The 17,172-nt window shown below is 46.5% G+C and carries 17 protein-coding genes, 1 tRNA gene and 1 pseudogene; 8 read left to right on the top strand and 11 right to left on the bottom strand.

Annotated elements, in window-relative coordinates; all coding sequences use genetic code 11:
• Positions 1–104 precede the first annotated feature (104 nt).
• Both CUJ83_RS08930 and CUJ83_RS08925 read right to left on the bottom strand, forming a co-directional pair.
• A complete protein-coding gene (locus CUJ83_RS08930; protein ID WP_230741953.1) occupies positions 105–1,352 on the bottom strand; it encodes a COG1470 family protein in 1,248 nt (415 codons plus the stop codon).
• 4 nt (positions 1,353–1,356) lie between these two features.
• Positions 1,357–1,515: a hypothetical protein gene (locus CUJ83_RS08925; protein ID WP_230741952.1), complete on the bottom strand. Its 159-nt coding sequence runs from the start codon at positions 1,513–1,515 to the stop codon at positions 1,357–1,359.
• Positions 1,516–2,024: 509 nt separating this feature from the next.
• Between CUJ83_RS08925 and CUJ83_RS08920 the strand changes: the two genes are divergently transcribed.
• From CUJ83_RS08920 to CUJ83_RS08905, 4 genes are all read left to right on the top strand, one after another.
• Positions 2,025–2,408, top strand: a complete 384-nt coding sequence (locus CUJ83_RS08920; RefSeq protein ID WP_230741951.1) for a YidH family protein — start codon at positions 2,025–2,027, stop codon at positions 2,406–2,408.
• A 256-nt stretch (positions 2,409–2,664) separates the two neighbouring features.
• A complete protein-coding gene (locus CUJ83_RS08915) occupies positions 2,665–3,015 on the top strand; it encodes a PadR family transcriptional regulator (protein WP_230741950.1) in 351 nt (116 codons plus the stop codon).
• 10 nt (positions 3,016–3,025) lie between these two features.
• Positions 3,026–4,042, top strand: a complete 1,017-nt coding sequence (locus CUJ83_RS08910; protein ID WP_230741949.1) for an ABC transporter ATP-binding protein — start codon at positions 3,026–3,028, stop codon at positions 4,040–4,042.
• 5 nt (positions 4,043–4,047) lie between these two features.
• Positions 4,048–5,232 (top strand): ABC transporter permease, encoded by a 1,185-nt coding sequence (locus CUJ83_RS08905; RefSeq protein ID WP_230741948.1) that lies wholly within the window; start codon positions 4,048–4,050, stop codon positions 5,230–5,232.
• A 146-nt stretch (positions 5,233–5,378) separates the two neighbouring features.
• Here the strand turns inward: CUJ83_RS08905 and CUJ83_RS08900 are convergent, their stop codons facing one another.
• A complete protein-coding gene (locus tag CUJ83_RS08900; RefSeq protein ID WP_230741947.1) occupies positions 5,379–5,942 on the bottom strand; it encodes a flavin reductase family protein in 564 nt (187 codons plus the stop codon).
• Positions 5,943–6,088: 146 nt separating this feature from the next.
• On the opposite strand from CUJ83_RS08900, the gene CUJ83_RS08895 reads away from it, so the two are divergent.
• A complete protein-coding gene (locus CUJ83_RS08895) occupies positions 6,089–6,571 on the top strand; it encodes a hypothetical protein (RefSeq protein ID WP_230741946.1) in 483 nt (160 codons plus the stop codon).
• Between the two features lie 179 nt (positions 6,572–6,750).
• A complete protein-coding gene (locus tag CUJ83_RS08890; protein ID WP_230741945.1) occupies positions 6,751–7,383 on the top strand; it encodes a class I SAM-dependent DNA methyltransferase in 633 nt (210 codons plus the stop codon).
• Positions 7,384–7,406: 23 nt separating this feature from the next.
• On the opposite strand, the gene CUJ83_RS08885 is transcribed toward CUJ83_RS08890, so the two are convergent.
• Both CUJ83_RS08885 and CUJ83_RS08880 read right to left on the bottom strand, forming a co-directional pair.
• Complete coding sequence (locus CUJ83_RS08885) at positions 7,407–8,219, bottom strand: class I SAM-dependent methyltransferase (protein ID WP_230741944.1); 813 nt, start codon at positions 8,217–8,219, stop codon at positions 7,407–7,409.
• 221 nt (positions 8,220–8,440) lie between these two features.
• Positions 8,441–9,430, bottom strand: a complete 990-nt coding sequence (locus CUJ83_RS08880; RefSeq protein ID WP_230741943.1) for a TolB family protein — start codon at positions 9,428–9,430, stop codon at positions 8,441–8,443.
• Between the two features lie 183 nt (positions 9,431–9,613).
• Between CUJ83_RS08880 and CUJ83_RS08875 the strand changes: the two genes are divergently transcribed.
• Positions 9,614–9,757, top strand: coding sequence for a hypothetical protein (locus CUJ83_RS08875; RefSeq protein WP_230741942.1), 144 nt, complete (start codon positions 9,614–9,616; stop codon positions 9,755–9,757).
• Between the two features lie 680 nt (positions 9,758–10,437).
• On the opposite strand, the gene CUJ83_RS08870 is transcribed toward CUJ83_RS08875, so the two are convergent.
• From CUJ83_RS08870 to CUJ83_RS08850, 5 genes and pseudogenes are all read right to left on the bottom strand, one after another.
• Complete coding sequence (locus tag CUJ83_RS08870) at positions 10,438–11,856, bottom strand: MFS transporter (RefSeq protein ID WP_230741941.1); 1,419 nt, start codon at positions 11,854–11,856, stop codon at positions 10,438–10,440.
• 292 nt (positions 11,857–12,148) lie between these two features.
• Positions 12,149–12,676: a TrmB family transcriptional regulator gene (locus tag CUJ83_RS08865; RefSeq protein WP_230741966.1), complete on the bottom strand. Its 528-nt coding sequence runs from the start codon at positions 12,674–12,676 to the stop codon at positions 12,149–12,151.
• Positions 12,677–12,703: 27 nt separating this feature from the next.
• Positions 12,704–12,913 (bottom strand): annotated as a pseudogene (locus CUJ83_RS15920) (helix-turn-helix domain-containing protein); the annotation flags it as partial.
• Positions 12,914–13,203: 290 nt separating this feature from the next.
• Positions 13,204–13,288 (bottom strand) — tRNA-Leu (locus CUJ83_RS08855).
• A 213-nt stretch (positions 13,289–13,501) separates the two neighbouring features.
• The gene (locus CUJ83_RS08850; RefSeq protein ID WP_230741940.1) at positions 13,502–13,741 is read right to left on the bottom strand and encodes a hypothetical protein; all 240 of its coding nucleotides are present in this window, start codon (positions 13,739–13,741) and stop codon (positions 13,502–13,504) included.
• A gap of 407 nt (positions 13,742–14,148) precedes the next feature.
• Here CUJ83_RS08850 and CUJ83_RS08845 point away from each other — a divergent pair, with 407 nt between their 5' ends.
• Positions 14,149–16,602 (top strand): plasma-membrane proton-efflux P-type ATPase, encoded by a 2,454-nt coding sequence (locus tag CUJ83_RS08845; protein ID WP_230741939.1) that lies wholly within the window; start codon positions 14,149–14,151, stop codon positions 16,600–16,602.
• A gap of 31 nt (positions 16,603–16,633) precedes the next feature.
• Here CUJ83_RS08845 and CUJ83_RS08840 read toward each other — a convergent pair whose 3' ends face one another.
• Positions 16,634–17,011 (bottom strand): pyrimidine dimer DNA glycosylase/endonuclease V, encoded by a 378-nt coding sequence (locus CUJ83_RS08840; protein WP_230741938.1) that lies wholly within the window; start codon positions 17,009–17,011, stop codon positions 16,634–16,636.
• Between the last annotated feature and the right edge of the window lie 161 nt (positions 17,012–17,172).

Genomic DNA, 17,172 nt, shown 5'->3' with positions numbered 1-17,172 from the left:
TATGGGTCATAATATAGAGAAATAGCCTTTTATCTTATATTTATTTGGTTAATTGCTGTTATAATATAAAAAGATGATGACGGAATGGATCCCGCCATCAATTCTTACCATGTCGTGTAATAGAGGTCATCTATGTAGTGATGGGTGCTGCCTGCGTTGACCACGATGCTGCGCGGCGTGAACCCTGTCTCGGATATTTGGGCTTCGCCTACGAGGTTCCCGCTATTATCATATTGTCTGAATATCAATGTCTTCCCGTCATAAGTTATGACGCCCTTATACCATCCGGTCCCGACTTTCTTAAAGCCTCTGTAATTCAGGCCGCGATGATATGCTATCTGGCTGTCAGCGGACCTGTTGTTATACCCTACGACGCAGTAATGGTTTATGTCATCGAGGAAATCTGCATTGACGTCCAGGTCAGTGACTCCCGCCCATATGCTGGTGCCTCTGTAACCTGTGCCCCATGAATACGGTATCGCGTCTTCCTCCGGGGCTACATAGAACCATGCGCTGAAAGTGAACCCATTGCCTCCGTATGGGACAGGGGCTACCATTCTGCTATAGTCATCCTTGACCCCTACTATGCCGTATTTGCCGCTGTGCGCCGCCTTCTGGTCTGCCACTACCTGATCATTCCTATAATTCGATAGTTTTGTGCCTTTCCAGTATGTTCTGTCCAGTCCGCTGTCAAAGCCGCCGTCCTTGATCAGGTTGCCTGACGGTATCGGGGTGGGCGTGGGTGTAGGTGTCGCTGTGGGTGTAGGTGTTGGGGTAGATGTCGGTGTAGGTGTCGGGGTGGAAGTAGGCGCGGGTGTCGCTGTAGGCGTCGCAGTGGGTGTCGGAGTCGTCTGTCCGCCGCCGATATTTATTTTATCCTTGAGAGTCGATGTGCCCAGAGGGCTTGTTGCTTTTATAGTATACTCATAGCTACCTGCCTGTGCACCAGGCGGTAAAGTCACTACGATACTGCCATAGCCCTGGTGCGATGTCGCAGAACCGGTACCATGTGCCGGAAACGTCGTTACCGGATTGATATTCCTTATTATGGGCGTTATCTTGACGTTCCAATCTGCCGGCAAGCCGCTGACTTCAAGCGTCACGTCCGTCGCTACGGAACCATGGTTATGTACTATGATCTTCCTCATCGTGCTTGTACCCGGGTCCATCGTAAAATAATCCGTGCCTGTGTTCACGGCGCTCATCTGGCCATAAGACGGCGGGTTGTAGGGATAGAATGCCCATGACTGGCTCCCGCTGTTAACGCTCTGTAGCCATATGCCCGTCTCCTGCGCTTCGGCTATAGTAATCATCAGTGTAAGGGCAAATAATATCATGATCAGCTTTTTCATGCTATCACTTATTCTGGATCTTTAAAGATAGTTCATCTGACTGTACTATAATGAGGCCCGGCCATGAATCCATGTGAAAATATTTTAACAGCTTTGCCGCAGCCTTATCACCTGTCTTTTTTACAAATCCTGTTTCTTTCAATTTTCCTGACCACTCTCCCATCGTTCAATAAACGCTTAGTATAACACCGATTATATATTTATAAATATAATATTATTTATATATTTATTATGCCATATAATAGTATGAATATCAATCGCTTGCCAGTCAAAATAACGAAAAAATTGTATAATAACAATAAAACGACGGGATCGTATTGAAGGCTTTTGTATTTGTGATAGGCATTAACCTGTTTTTATGATGGTCGGGATGCTATTTTTATGACCGGTTTATTATGGCCGGATCATGACGGAATAAATTAAATTTTAGATCATTCCTGTGATAGTAATATCTTCCAGGAAAATGACATCGATTTACTTAATTATAACGTGGTTATTTTATATCATATAAAATATAATATTATTAATGAAGGTATGCAGCAGTCAGGTGTACCTTAAGACCTCATTAAAGTGTTTCCACATAGTAAACTGACCGTTACCAGACCGATATGCAAGGGCTAATATATGAATAGTGGTGCATTAGAGGACAAACCTCATAGCAGCAAGCCAGTTATGGCTGACATCAGCACGGATCTCGCTTATGAGCGCACTCGCTTTGCTGCCGACCGTACACTCATGGCATGGATACGCACTTCACTATCGATGATAAGTTTCGGCTTTACGATCTACAAATTTTTCCAGTACCTGCGCGAATCGAATGTCCTGTCCGGTGAACTGGTATATCACGGGCCCAGGAACCTGGGACTGACGCTGGTGATCCTGGGAACTGTATTCTTGTTATTTGCGATCGCGGAATATTTCCTGTTCCAGAGACGATTGAGCAATGAATTAAATAAAAAGTTCCCGATATCTACCGCACTGATCGCTGCGTTCCTGATGTCTGTCATCGGTATCCTGGCATTGGTGAATTTGCTCTTCCGGGTCGGTCCATTCTAAGCTGGTAAATCATATTTTTCATAAAAGACTGATATCGCTGTCATCGTTACCACGATCTCTATGCATATTTGTGATCTTTTTGGACACTATCTTCGGCTTACTTTTCTATTATCGTCTTTAACGAGCGTACTAACCGGCTATCGTTAATACTATTGCAATACGACTCTTTCCATTTACTGACCATAATTTATATATCCTATGTCGGATATCGATATACCCGTAATATATCGGATACTGATATATTGGAGTCAGATATATGGAAGATCCGTGTTTGAAAGAAGGACAAAAGAACGATCTCTTTAATAACGAGATCAGGAAGGGCTTCCTTAAATTATTTTTATTGAAGATCATTAAGGAGAAGCCCACTCACGGCTATGACATCATCCAGCTTATCAATCAAAAATCTGAAGGGAGATGGATGCCTAGCCCGGGTTCAGTATATCCAGCCCTGGAATTCCTCGAGTCGAAAGGCTACATATCGAGCGAAGAGGTTGACAGAAAAAAGGTGTACACTATCACCCCGAAAGGGGAGAATGCAGTCGAACACATAAGTGAAAAGAGGAGAGAGCTGATCAACGATCTGCTAACATTCCTCGGCGATGACTAGGAGAATAAAAATGACAGGACAATACGCTATAGAAGTTCAAAACCTTACCAAGAAGTTCGGGAACTTCACTGCAGTCAATGACATATCATTTAATGTCGATCAAAATGAGATATTCGGTTTCCTTGGCCCCAACGGGGCGGGCAAGAGCACGACAATAAGGATGCTATGCACTCTGGCCCAGCCGACTTCGGGCTCCGCAAAAGTGTCAGGACACGACCTTAAAAAGGAAGCGAATAAGGTCAGGGAGAACATCGGCCTCGTATCCGAAAAGATGATCATGTACGAAAGGCTGACTGCGGCCGAGAACCTCAGGTTCTTCGGGAATCTTTACGAAATGCCAAAACAGAAGATCGAGGATAAGATCGACGAGCTTCTGGCACTCGTGAACATGACCGAATGGAGAGACACTCAGATAGGGAAGTACTCTACGGGAATGAGGCAGCGTATAAATGTAGTAAGGGCACTGCTCACCGAACCGAAGATCATATTCATGGATGAGCCGACGCTCGGCCTTGACCCACAGACCACGCTATCCATAAGGGAGCTGATCAGGGAGATTAACAAGAATGGCACCACAGTCATCCTTACGACCCATGCGATGATGGAGGCGGAGGTATTGTGCCATAAGATAGCTATCATAGATCACGGTAAGATAGTCGCGCTGGATACCCCCGATAACCTTAAGAGACTGGTGAAGGATGCAGATACCACGATATTCGACATGAGGATACCGAACATTACTCCTTCGCTGATAACAAAGGTCCAGTCACTGGATTGCGTATCAGCGATAATACAGCCGGATGCCCACGATATCAGAATAAGCGCTCACGGGAATGACGCGCTTGACCGCGTGATGGATACCATAAGGCACGACGGGGGCAACATAACCTTGATCAATACGAGGGAGCCGACACTTGAGGACGTATTCCTGCACGTGACCGGCAAGGAAATGAGGGATCAGGCCAACGAGAAGCCCAAGACAGGACGCCACGGTCCCTTCAGGGCACCTAAAGCGAGGGCGAGGTGATCATCATGGGAGTTAAAAAGATAATTAAAGACAGCTATTTCATAACCCACAAGGACCTGCTCGAGTTCGCCAGGAACCGCGTAGGCCTGCTGTTCATGTTCATATTCCCGTTCTTCATGCTCTTCATGACCGGCTTCATATTCCCGTCCGGCAGCATACAGACGGACATGCCCGTAGCCATAGTCGATATGGATAACGGTGCCGATGCCGCCCGGTTTATCGATCAACTGGTCATGCTCAACGAAAAGGACCATTATATGGACTTCAAGCAGGGCATGAGCCTGGAAGAAGCGAAGACAAGCATTACCAGAGGAGAACTATACGGGGCCATAGTCATACCTGAGGATTTCTCGAAAGATCTCTCTTCAGGTAAACAGGCCAACATGACCGTATTCGTGGATAAGAGTAACCCGCAGGTAGCTGCCCAGATACAGGGAGTCGCCAGCGGAGCTATCAGCGGGCTCGGCAGCATACAGGCCGCATCGGCCGTGGGCATGCTGAGCGCAAAGGCGAATATGACCGTTAATCCGCTGGCTGTGATACATCCGTATAACGTTGAGGTAAAGGGTACGATACCCGGCGAGACCAACTACTTTAGCTTCGTAGCTCCGGGCTTGCTGATCATGATAGTCATGCTCGGTGCCATGACCGGTATCCCCCGGGCCATTTCCCACGAAAAGGAGATAGGCACCTTCGACGGTATCCTTGCCGCCCCGATTAACCAGATATCGATAATAATCGGTAAGACAATGGCCCAAACGATCCGCGGTATCCTGCAGGGCTTCGTCGTGATGGTGTTGGCCGTAATATTCTTTGGCGTCACTATTCACGGAAGCATCCCGCTCGCGCTCATGATACTGATACTGGGCGTGTTCAGCTTCATAGGCCTGGGCATAGTCATGACGGCGCTGGCGGCGGACGAAGAGACCGCGATGCTGCTCATGTCCTTGCTGCAGTTCCCGATGATGTTCCTGTCGGGCGTATTCTTCCCGATACAGCAGATGCCCTGGTTCATGCAGTGGATATCCCAGATCATACCGATCACATATGCGGCAGACGCGATGCGAAAGGTCATGATACTTGATGCTGGCGTAAGCGACATATTCCCGGAGATCGCCATACTGGTAGGATTCGGCATAGTGACGCTGGGAATAGCGATACCGCTGTTCAGGCGGTCCATGACGCGGTAATAACGCGTCATCCTCTTTTATTTTTTAGGCCCTTTTACGTTTTTGGGAGATCCTTGTCTACTTCTACCCGCATAGTAACCTCGAATAAAAGACTCAAAAGACTCTATAAAATATTTAAAAGTTAAAAATTAAATTGATATATCATGCTATTTTTTTATGCTCTTCCCGGCAGCGAAAGCTTTGCCGATATGCTTTCCGACCTGGAAATAATCGTTCTGCGGGAAGGAGAATATCATCGGGTCAATTTTTGTGATATCCGGGATACCGTTATGTGTACAATCAAGGTCTACGAGAATATCTATGATCTCTCCGATGACGAGCACATGGCTTCCAAGGTCTATGGTCCTGTTGACCTTACATTCCATGTTCATCGGACAATCCTTGATCATGGGCGCTGTCTTTAATTTACCGTAAAATGACTCGAAAAGGGCTGACTTATCATCGCCCGCGCCGGTTACGATGCCGCAATAATCCGTTTCGGCTATCTGTTTCGTTGAAGGGATGTTGACGCTGAATGTATTGTTCTCCTCGATCCCCTTAAGAGTGTGCCTGGAATGGCCTATGGAGACAGACACCATCGGCGGGGCCATGTTCACGATGCTGGACCATGCTACCGTCATATAGTTCGGCTTACCGTTAACGTTTGAACCGACCAGAACTGCAGGCAAAGGGTATAACAGCGGCTTTGAGCCTATGGAAATCTTGTCCATGATATTGACCTCAACTTATCTTTATGTTATCCTAAACTATAAGAAATTATATCCGTATGCCCCTATCGATTAAATGGAACACAATATTTTTTATAGTCATGCGATGATACTGGATAGTATTGGCAGGAGAAGGCAAGGGAGTGATTATGAGATATTATAAGCCGTTGATCATTTTGCTTTTAATAGCTTCAATAATATTATCGTCCGGATGTATCTGTACAAAAGGCTTGATACGCGAACGGACACCTACACCCGGGCCTACGTATGCGCCCGTGCAGACCCCTGTCCCGCAGGATCCACAGGTCAATGACCCACTGGCAGGTAGCTGGGTATCGGTCGAAAAACAATCCCCCTACGGCTACAGTCATGTGAACGTCCAGTTTTTTGCAGCCTATAATAAATTAACTTTTATCAACCACGATAAAGGTACCAGAACGGACGGCAAGTGGGAATTCTTCAGCGATGACATACCTGGTGTCAGGGCTTACCGGATATCTTTTACAGGACAGGAAAGTACGACTTATCTGTTAAAGTATTATCCGAAAGACCCGTTCAATCCCAACGACAATAGAGAGACGATCACAATTGACGGGCTGGGCGATTATTCTATCATATTAAAAAGAGAATAGGTCCTATATATCCAGTCATTTGCATAAAAGTCTCAAAATTATCTCTATTTTTTATGAATGTCAATAAAACTTTGAGTGGACATTTTAAGTATCAGCGGGGATGAGCTGTATCTTATGACAGGGACCAGGCATTGATATGATACTAAGCTTTATAAGATAAATAATTCTAAGAAAAAATGATGAAATCCGATGTCTTCGAAGCGCATGATGTCTCTGCAAAGTATTATGACAGTATGAGCGAGCTTGTCGAAAATCGGGGGCATGAGGTCTTGTTCGGTCTCACTTATGAATATATCGGTCCTGAAGAAATGATACTGGATATCGGGATCGGCACCGGCCTTAGCTCTTATCTGTTCCATAAGGCAGGGCTGAAGGTATATGGTATAGATAACTCCGAAGAGATGCTCAAGGCCTGTAAAGAAAAAGGCTTTGTAAAAGAGATAAAAACATACGACCTGATCTCCGGTAACTGGCCATATGCAGACAGCCAATTCGATCATGCCGTCTGTTGCGGCGTTTTTCATTTTTTCCAGGACCTGGATATATTTTTTAAAGAAACGTCCCGGTTATTAAAAAAGGACGGCACGTTCAGCTTCACCGTGATCGGAACTATGGATGATGAAGTCTCATGCGTTGAAGATCCTTCCGGTTTATGGATATACCATCATAGTGATGGATACATTGAAAGGCTGGTAAAATTTCATGGTTTTCTCAGGCTGAAAAGTATCTCATTTTATACTTACAAGGATGCCGGCAAGAAAGAAAAAGTCCTCTTTAAAGCCTTTTTATTAAAAAAACGATTACAAGAATGATCCTGCTTTGATTTGTTCATTTTTTACCTGCGAACGCCGCCGGCGACCATCCAGATACCATATGCGTGATATATTGTCGGGGTGAAACCAGCCTCGTCCAGCAATGAACTTAACTCATCTTTACGGAAATAGTGTATTTTCCAGAACTTTTCGTCAGAGTACGCTTTTATCCGTCCCCACAGATTATCACTTTTCCAGGCAGCAGCTACTGAGAATCGTCCTCCGGGCTTTATTGTCCGATACAGTTCGCCAAGAACGCGCCTTACGTCGGAGAACAGGTGTAATGCCCCGCAGCAGTTCGCTACGTCCAGTGACTCATCCGCGAACGGAAGGCTGTGAGCGTCGCCGTGCAGGAATCTTACGTTATCTATTCCCATACTACGGGCCTTATCAGCCGCATACTGAAGCATCGGCCATGATATATCCAGCCCGAAAACATTGCGGCCGGGGCTGCCCTGAGCAAAAGCCCGCGCATAGATGCCCGTACCACATGCGAGATCAAGAACTGTATCTTTTTCACCAGGGTATGTTATACGCTTGATCAGCTCTATCTCTTCGTCCAGCGTCAGGCCCATAAACCATGAAAACTGCTTACAGCCGCGCCACCATTTACTTTCATATATGCTTACCATGCGCGGCGATTCCATAAGTTTCTGCCCGAGACCTTTCGTGACCATACCTCCGGGGAGGAATTCCACGACACTGTCGATCACCGGATACTTTATCCCGCAGGTCTGACAGAAATAGCTCCCGGACTCCCCGGACGAGCCCTGGCTATCTATGCTTGAAAGATTTCCTTTACATTTCGGACAATGGATAATTTCACTGTGTTTCATCGCAAGCCAATCCTGATGATGATAATAAAGCCACTGTCATGATACGGTGAAATATTAAATTCGACACAATTTTATTTATATATGTTTATTTTGCTATTATTTGTATATATAATGTAGGGGAATGCTGTTATCCTGCAGCTTAAGCGGAAGAACCTAAAGGTTTTATGATCCCAGTTGCCGTTAAAAAATGATGGGCGTTAAAAAATGATGGGATGAAACGATCATTCCCACCATTGCCCGATAAAATATATTTTAGTGTCATCTTTTGAAAAGATCGGAGAGTAAACTAAAAACTCGGGCGGGAAATACGAAGGCGTAATATTACGATTGTCCGTCCCGTCAGAATTGATCATATATGCGTCGTACTTACCTTCATCATTTATGGCAGCGACGGTATAGACTATCTTATCTCCTGAATTCGACCAGCTTGCGAGCCCCTGCGAATATCCGGTATCTGTCAGGCGCTTCTCCCCGCTGCCATCTATGTTTATGGTAAACAAGTTATAGTTTCCATGTGTGCTGCTCGTGTTCTCTAATCTCTCAAAGACGATCTTCGTCCCGGACGGGTCAAGCCGGGGATCATAGTCTCCCGCAGGAAGATTTGCCTTACCCCATAGTCCTGCATTCGGCGGACTTGTGACACGCGTCGATCCTGTCCCGTCATCTCTTATGGTCCATATAGCGGAGCCTGAAGTAAATACAATGTTATCATTTTTCCAATCAATATCCGCGTCATGAGTGCCGGAGTCATAAAACAGGGCCTCATTATTGCCATTGGCATCTATCATGTAAATATCCAGGTCTTTACCACGGAAAGAAAGGAATGCTATACGCGAACCGTCTTCCGACCATGCGGGGTATAGGTCCCAAAAAGCATTATTTGTGATCCTTTGAAGGCCCGTTCCATCTACATTTATGGTAAAAATTTCATTTTTCTCGTTAGAGTCACCGTCTGCCTTTTGCGTGAAAACGAGCTTATTACACTGATCATTCAAGCGAAGCGCAGAGGTATAGACTTCCTGGCCTGTACTGTAAATTGAATGTACGCGGCCTGTATCAAGGTCTAACATATAAATGCCATATTTCCCTTCGTGAGGGACCTTCATGTCTTCAGTTTTAGCTGTATCCGGAAACTGGATACAGCCGCTCACAAAAACGATACTGATCATTACGAATGCCAAAATTGCCGGTACATTGATTTTTATGGCCATAATATCAGGAATAAACCTGAATCATCATCAATATTGTGATTTTTTAAATTATTTAGGGATATATCTTATACGGACTAATAAAATACGGAATAAGTACCCAGAATAATGAACCCTACAACTTTTTTCACATTAATAATTCGCGTTCGGCGGAGGTTTTTCAGGTCTGCCCGAGCGTAGCGAGGGATGCGTAGATGGCAGGGTAATGGACGCGGCCTCAGTCCGCGTCGCTTAGGGCTTGCGAGCGAGCATTCTGCGAAGCAGAAATGCGAGCGGGGTGCAAGCCCGGCCCTGACATCGGAGCACCTGAAAAACCGCAGTAGCGAGTGAGCGAACGAAGAGAGCGAACGAGTGTCGAACGGCGTGAATGATAGGTGATAAAAGGAACGAGTGTCGAACGGCGTGAATGATAGGTGATAAAAGGAACGAGTGTCGAACGGCGTGAATGATAGGTGATAAAAGGAACGAGTGTCGAACGGCGTGAATGATAGGTGATAAAAGGAACGAGTGTCGAACGGCGTGAATGATAGGTGATAAAAGGAACGAGTGTCGAACGGCGTGAATGATAGGTGATAAAAGGAACGAGTGTCGAACGGCGTGAATGATAGGTGATAAAAGGAACGAGTGTCGAACGGCGTGAATGATAAGCAACAAAAAAACTTGATAAACCACTATTAAAATATTAAAATGTATTTTCTAAAAACTGGTGTGGTGGACGAGATCCGGACTCGCGAATTCCTACGGAACAGGACCCTCGATCCTGCGCCTTTGACCTGACCTATTAACCCCAGCAGCGCTGTTGTATTTTGCCTTCCGGACGACTCCGGGGGAATAGGGCAGAGCTCTATGCTTCGATCAGGCGTGCCTATAACAGACATATCGTTACAGCCCGGGCACCGCAACTTGCGCTCCACGCTCGTCTACATTCATATAGAAATCGCTTAGAAAAACTATGGCGCTCCTTTACGGAGTGCAGGCAACTTTTTTATTTAATTCTTTTACTTGTTGTGCTATGGTTTTTTGATCGGGTGTGCGATCTGTGTAGCTTCGGCTTTACGCAGGTTGCCTCTGGCCAGAGAGAGGCCGACGCCGACGATGCAGAGTCCGGCCATGACCGCGAACGCCACCTGGATACTTTTCATGAGGAGATCGTACGGGCCTGTCGCGGGGATTTCCGCGTGTCCCATGAAGTACGTGAAGATCAGATTTGTGATGCCCAGGCCCAGAATTCCCCCGATCATCCGCATAGTGCTCACCATGCTCGAGGCCATGGCGTATTCCGACTTCTCCACGGAGCTCATGATCGCGTTGGTGTTGGGTGACGCGAAGAACGCGATGCCGATACCCAGGAACATCAGGCTTGCGACCACCAGCCACAGTGGCGTCCCCGGGGAGAGCATGGCAAAGAGTACCAGGCCAATTGCACAGATAGACATGCCGGCCGAAGCCACGATGCGCGGCTCAAGCCGGTCGGATAGCTTGCCGGTCATGGGCGAGAACACGGCCATAAGTACTGTCTGGACGATCAAGATGAGCCCGGCCGTCAGCGCGTCGAACCCGTATATCTTTTGCAGGTACAGGCTCAGCATGAATGCGACCGCGCCGTTCGCGCTGTAGTTGATCAGCGCGGCCAGGTTGGAGAACATGAATACCTTGTTCTTCCTGAAGACGCTGACCTTAAGCACCGGGTTAGTGTGCCGCATCTCCCACCAGAAGAACACGGCCATGAGGACAAGACCGAGCCCGAAGAGGGCTACGCCGATCGTTTCCTGTAAGCTTGACAGCCCAAGTATAAGAGAGACGAGAACTGCCCCGTATAGAACGGTTCCGGACAGGTCGAACCGCCCTGTCTTCGCAATAGGCCCTTCATCGGCGATTTTCCATGAAGCGAGCAAGGCCACTACCAGGGCATACAACGCGATCCCGGCGTAGATGAGCCGCCAGCTGCCGAAGTGGGTGATGAAGCCGCCCAGCGACGGGCCCAGCGATAGCCCTCCATACATGACCGCCATGTTGATGCCAAGCACTTTACCCCGCTCCTTTAGCGGGTACGCTGAAGTAAGGATGGCCAGGGAGGTGCCGAAAATCATAGCACTGCCTACGCCTTCGATCGCGCGGGATGCGATGAGCATGAGGATCGAGCTGGACATGGCACAGAGGATAGACGAAACAACTATGACGACCAATCCGGTGACAAAGACTTTTTTCAGGCCATACCTGTCGGCAATATGGCCGAAGGGGACCACGAAGATAGCCGCAGTGAGCAAGTAGCCGGTTACCAGCCAGTTCAGCAGCGCCTGGTCCGGGACCGCGAAATCGGTGTTAATGGTCGGCAGCGCGATGTTGACGGAGGTCGTCAGGAATGGCGTAGTGAAAGCCGTCATACAGATGATGATCAACACAAGACGTTTATCATTAACAGATTTCATCAGTAAACATCCATCCGATGATCTTTCGCGCGTGATCTTCCGTCGTCTGCAATAGTCACATTTAATAGATCAGACTTATCACAGCCTATACCCCGTGGGCATGATATGATGCCAGCAATCTCCATCCTTCTACCCTCTCATTTTAAGCGTTATAGGTAATTGGAATTAGGAAGAAGGCGATTAATATATCTTTTGTAACTTTTACGGGGGTAAAGATGACTGAAGCCAGAATATCATGGACGATTACATTTATCTCTGGCGAGGTTCGCAGAAAACGCCTGTATAGGCCCGGTCACACGTTCCAGACGGCATTGAAAATGCTCGCCCAGTTAGAAGCGACGGATGTGTTGGGGATCCAAATGGCGATGACGCTGTCCTCGTCTGGTACATCATCATCGAGGCGCGAGAATATGATCAGTACTTCCCGATCGTCGACGATCGCGGACTTCGAGTACGGCGGCCCATATACTTTTACCCCGGATACGACAGGGGACAGATGGCCCAGGATGTCGAGATCACCGTCCTTCAGCCGAATGCTCTTCTGAGTTATGAGACGCACGGTCACCCCTCGTTTCTTTGCGTATTGCAATTGGGTTTTAAGCTGTTCGATCTCATCGGCAAAGTAAAGGGCGCCCATAAGCATGATGTTCTTTTTAGACCGGCCGATCATGTCCAGCAACTTGACCGTCACATTGACTGAACCCCTTAACAGCCACACACGCGGGTTCTCCTTCTCCATCTGATTATCGTACAGCATGGACAGATCATTCGCAGTCTCATCGACCGCCGCGTTGAATGCGGCCTTCCTCTCTTCGAGCACTTCCCGGGGATAGCGGGCGGTATACGTGATGGGTCGGGTACGCTCGCTCGTGATCCAGCCCTCGGTTTCGAGCCGCCGCAGGATGTCATACACCCTGGTCCGTGGAACATCCGACTCCTTGGAAAGTCTGGCCGCGTCACTCGGGCCCAGCAGCACCAGCGTCTCGTAGATCCTCGCACCGTAATAGGTCAGGCCAAGCCTCTGGAGTGTCACCAGAGTTTTTTCGTCGAGAAGCATAACTTACCCATACTACCTTTAACCATATAAAAGTTACAAATTAACATCGAGAACCCAATTTATTCTATTATGGCTCGGAGTACGTACATTTATCTGGAGAACCCGGAGGGCTCGCCAAACGCGGTCGAGCACCCGGGCAACATTATGTAAGGATATATCCCCCGGCCTGGCCCCGGGAGCACAGAATACTATGACCTATGTACACCTGACTGAGGCAAATAAATGCCTTTAAGTCTGGCAGTTTCATAAGAACATGGACAGCAAAAAACGTTAAAATACAAGAGCAGTAGTGCGGGGGACGAGATTCGAACTCGCGAATTCCTACGAAACAGGACCCTCAATCCTGCGCCTTTGACCTGGCTTGGCAACCCCCGCATGTTGTTTGGGGTTTGATCCCTGATAGTTTAAAATTTTAGTTTTTAAACCGTCCAATGCGAGCAAAATATTTTATTTCCGCTCTTCGAAAAGTCTCATTGAACAGAACCTAAAAAGGCACTTTTCAGATATAAAGCTTTCCCTTCTTCATTTCCGCTCGCTTTAAATCACTTATAAGGAAAAGAAATGGGCGATATAATTTAGTATTTTATTTTAACCGCGTAATCCGAAATACTGGGAGGTCTCAAAGCAGTAGCGCTCGTATATCGTACCTTTATCATAACTGTCTTCACTGATGATCAAACTGGCGATCATCGTGCTTCCTGAATCCTTAAAATCACTTCCCATGTCATTATCGAAAACAGAGTTACCAATAATGGCCAGGGCTAAAAGCAGCATGACCATGGCAATTATGTACATGATATTAATAGAGCCTTTATTCATATCTATCAACTCTTTATAGATTTCACCTTAAATATACAATAAATATTTTATGCTTATGATAAGAAATAATACTAATTTTTGCCTGTAGCTGAAAAATATTATGTAATAGTTGTCCTATCACTTCCCGAAAAGACAGCTCTGGTATGATAGCGTTCTTTTTTCGGGCGTGACATTAAATTATGATCACTGCTCAATTTTAATGAGCATATTTTCATATTCGCATAACACAAGAAGCATCAAATTCCTGTAATATAAGATTTGCATAAAATAACGATATATTATATAATTCATTTTATAAATATAAATAATAAAATAAAACTGTAAATTGTGTTTATTCCTGTAATACCGATCGTAATAACATCGATCGGCACACTGGAACAATTTCGCTTTATCGACTATCATCAGGGGCTACTTACATGGATAAGAAGATCATAAGCATGGAGGAAGCGAAAAAATCATCAATAGACAGTCTGATCGGTGACCTGTCCACAAGCAGGGACGGGCTTTCAAGTTCCGAAGTAAAAGATCGTCTTGAAGTGTATGGTCCGAACGAAATTGTTGAAAAAAAGGCCAATCCTATCATAAAATTCCTGCGCAATTTTTGGGGACCCATACCATGGATGATCGAGGCTGCCGCCATCCTGTCGCTCATCATACAGCACTGGGAAGACTTTGTGATAATAAGCTTGCTGCTCCTGATCAATGCGGGAGTGAAATTTTTCCAGGAGAATAAGGCGGATAACGCAATAGAGCTATTAAAGAAGAAGCTCGCGTTGAAAGCCAGGGTAAAACGCGACGGTAAATGGGTAGATACGTCGGCGTCGGACCTTGTTCCCGGCGATGTCATACGAATAAGGCTGGGAGATGTTATTCCGGCAGACGTAAAATTGATCGAAGGGGACTATTTACAGGCGGACGAGTCCGCGCTTACCGGGGAATCTCTTCCCGTAGAGAAACATGCCTCCGACGTAGGGTATTCGGGCTCGGTTGTAAGGCAGGGCGAAATGGACACCGTCGTTGTGGCAACGGGTGTCAATACGTATTTTGGCAAGACAGCAATGCTTGCGGAAGAGATATCGGCTAAAAGCCATTTTCAGAAAGCTGTTGTCAAGATCGGGAATTACCTGATCGTCGTTACCTTAATGCTCGTGCTTATTATCATAACCGTTGAACTTTTAAGGCATCATGATTTTCTGACGATCATACAGTTCGCGCTTGTCCTTACCATAGCAGGCATTCCTGTGGCGCTCCCGGCGGTTCTTTCTATCACTATGGCAGTTGGCGCCGTAGCCCTGTCAAAAAAAGAGGCCATAGTAAGTAAACTCGTGGCCATAGAAGAGATGGCAGGCATAAATATTTTATGTGCGGACAAGACCGGGACTATCACAAAGAACGAGATCAAGGTCGCCGAACTTTCTCCGATCGGCAAGTTCAGCAAAAATGATGTCATAGTCTATGCGACACTGGCATCAAGAGAGGAAGATAAGGATCCCATTGATACTTCGATAATTGAAAAGTCACGGGCTGATAAAGAGGCGCTTTCCAGGATATCGAACTATAAAATCGTCTCTTTTAAGCCGTTCGATCCCGTGATAAAACGGACCGAGGCCGAGATAGAGGATAAAGAAGGCGGGAAGTTCAAAGTCTCAAAAGGGGCTCCTCAGGTGATACTTAAAATGGCCTCGGAAAATGCGGCCGATGCCGGCAAGATCAATAAGATAGTCGATGATTTTGCATCCGCGGGATATCGGGCGCTTGGTGTCGCAAGGTCAGATGAGGACGGTAAATGGGATTTCGTAGGATTACTGTCCCTTCATGATCCCCCGAGAGACGATTCCGCCGATACGATAAAGACCGCGCAATCCATGGGTGTCGAAGTAAAGATGGTGACCGGGGATCATACTGCGATAGCAAAAGAGATAGCGGGAAAAGTGAACCTTGGCACTGACATCCAGCCAGCCTCATCGTTCATCGATGTCCCTGACGATAAGGCCGGCACTATAGTCGAAAATGCCGACGGGTTCGCCCAGGTGTTCCCCGAACATAAATATCGTATCGTTAAGCTACTTCAGGATAAGGGGCATATCGTGGCAATGACCGGGGACGGGGTAAACGATGTACCCGCCCTAAAAAAAGCAGACGCAGGCATAGCCGTAGCAGGAGCGACTGACGCGGCCAAGTCCGCTGCCGATATCGTATTGACGAGCCCCGGCCTATCGGTGATAATCGATGCCATTAAAGAGAGCAGGAAAATATTCCAGAGAATGACGAACTATTCCATCTATCGCATGGGAGAGACGATCCGCCTTGTCTTCTTTATTACCGCATCGATCATTATCTTTAATTTTTATCCGATCACTCCGCTGATGATTATACTGCTCGCACTATTGAACGATACCCCTATAATGACAATTGCATATGATAACGTTCATTTTTCGGATAAGCCGGAAAAATGGAATATGCGTACTCTGCTGGGCATATCGACTTTTTTGGGATTGTTCGGTGTGCTGTGGAGCTTCGGTATACTCATCATAGGCATAGAGGTCTTCCATCTTTCACATGCGCTTATCCAGTCCTTTATATATCTTAAGCTATCCGTGGCCGGACAGCTGTTCCTGTTCGTGGCAAGGACGAGAAGCTATTTCTGGACAGTTAAGCCGGCGCCCATACTTCTGCTCGCTGCATGCACGTCACAGACAATAGCCACGCTGATAACCGTGTATGGCATATTCTTCCCCGCAGCTATGGGGTGGAAACTGGCGATATTCGTATGGGGATATGCGATCCTGTCATTCCTGGTGACCGACCTACTGAAGGTACAGATCTATAAGTTCCTGGACAGGGGAACAATTCCATCATTAAAATTGTGAGCATGCATCAACAGAAGACTTCCGATACGGATCAAAATAGCGTGCAGCGATGTTTTTCTTTATATCTTTTTCTGCAGCGCGTGCATCTTTGTAACAACAGGCTTAAGGATCCTTCACTGTCTATTTTAAAATCCCTTACATGCCGGGGGATATCGTTCAACGCCCCCATATCGACGACCAGGATGGAATTATGCTCATAACCTCTGCCGACCATCTCTTCTACAAGCTCCTCATGCCTGGCGCCTATTGAATTCGCTTCAAAACAATTGGCCTTCAGATAACCGTCCGTGTGTATCCTTCTTTTTATGGAACCCCCGAACATGTGCACTTCATTATGTTCTCCCGGCAAATGCTGGCGGCACATTATGAAAGGGTCCACCATCCACATCCTGATCTGTGACGCCCCCATATTTTTAGAACGAGGTATGGGGATAAACGAGTATTATAAAGATATTCTTAAATAAAATGAAACAATTAAATTTTATATTAAAAAAATTGATGTATGCATCCGAAAAAATGTACGTGACATATATGTTTATTTGATTTATGCCGGGGGGAAAGTTTCCATTA

The sequence above is a fragment of the Methanooceanicella nereidis genome (assembly GCF_021023085.1).
Taxonomy (GTDB): domain Archaea; phylum Halobacteriota; class Methanocellia; order Methanocellales; family Methanocellaceae; genus Methanooceanicella; species Methanooceanicella nereidis.
Note: the sequence above shows the minus strand (reverse complement) of the source record. Positions and strands in the feature narration are given on the sequence as shown.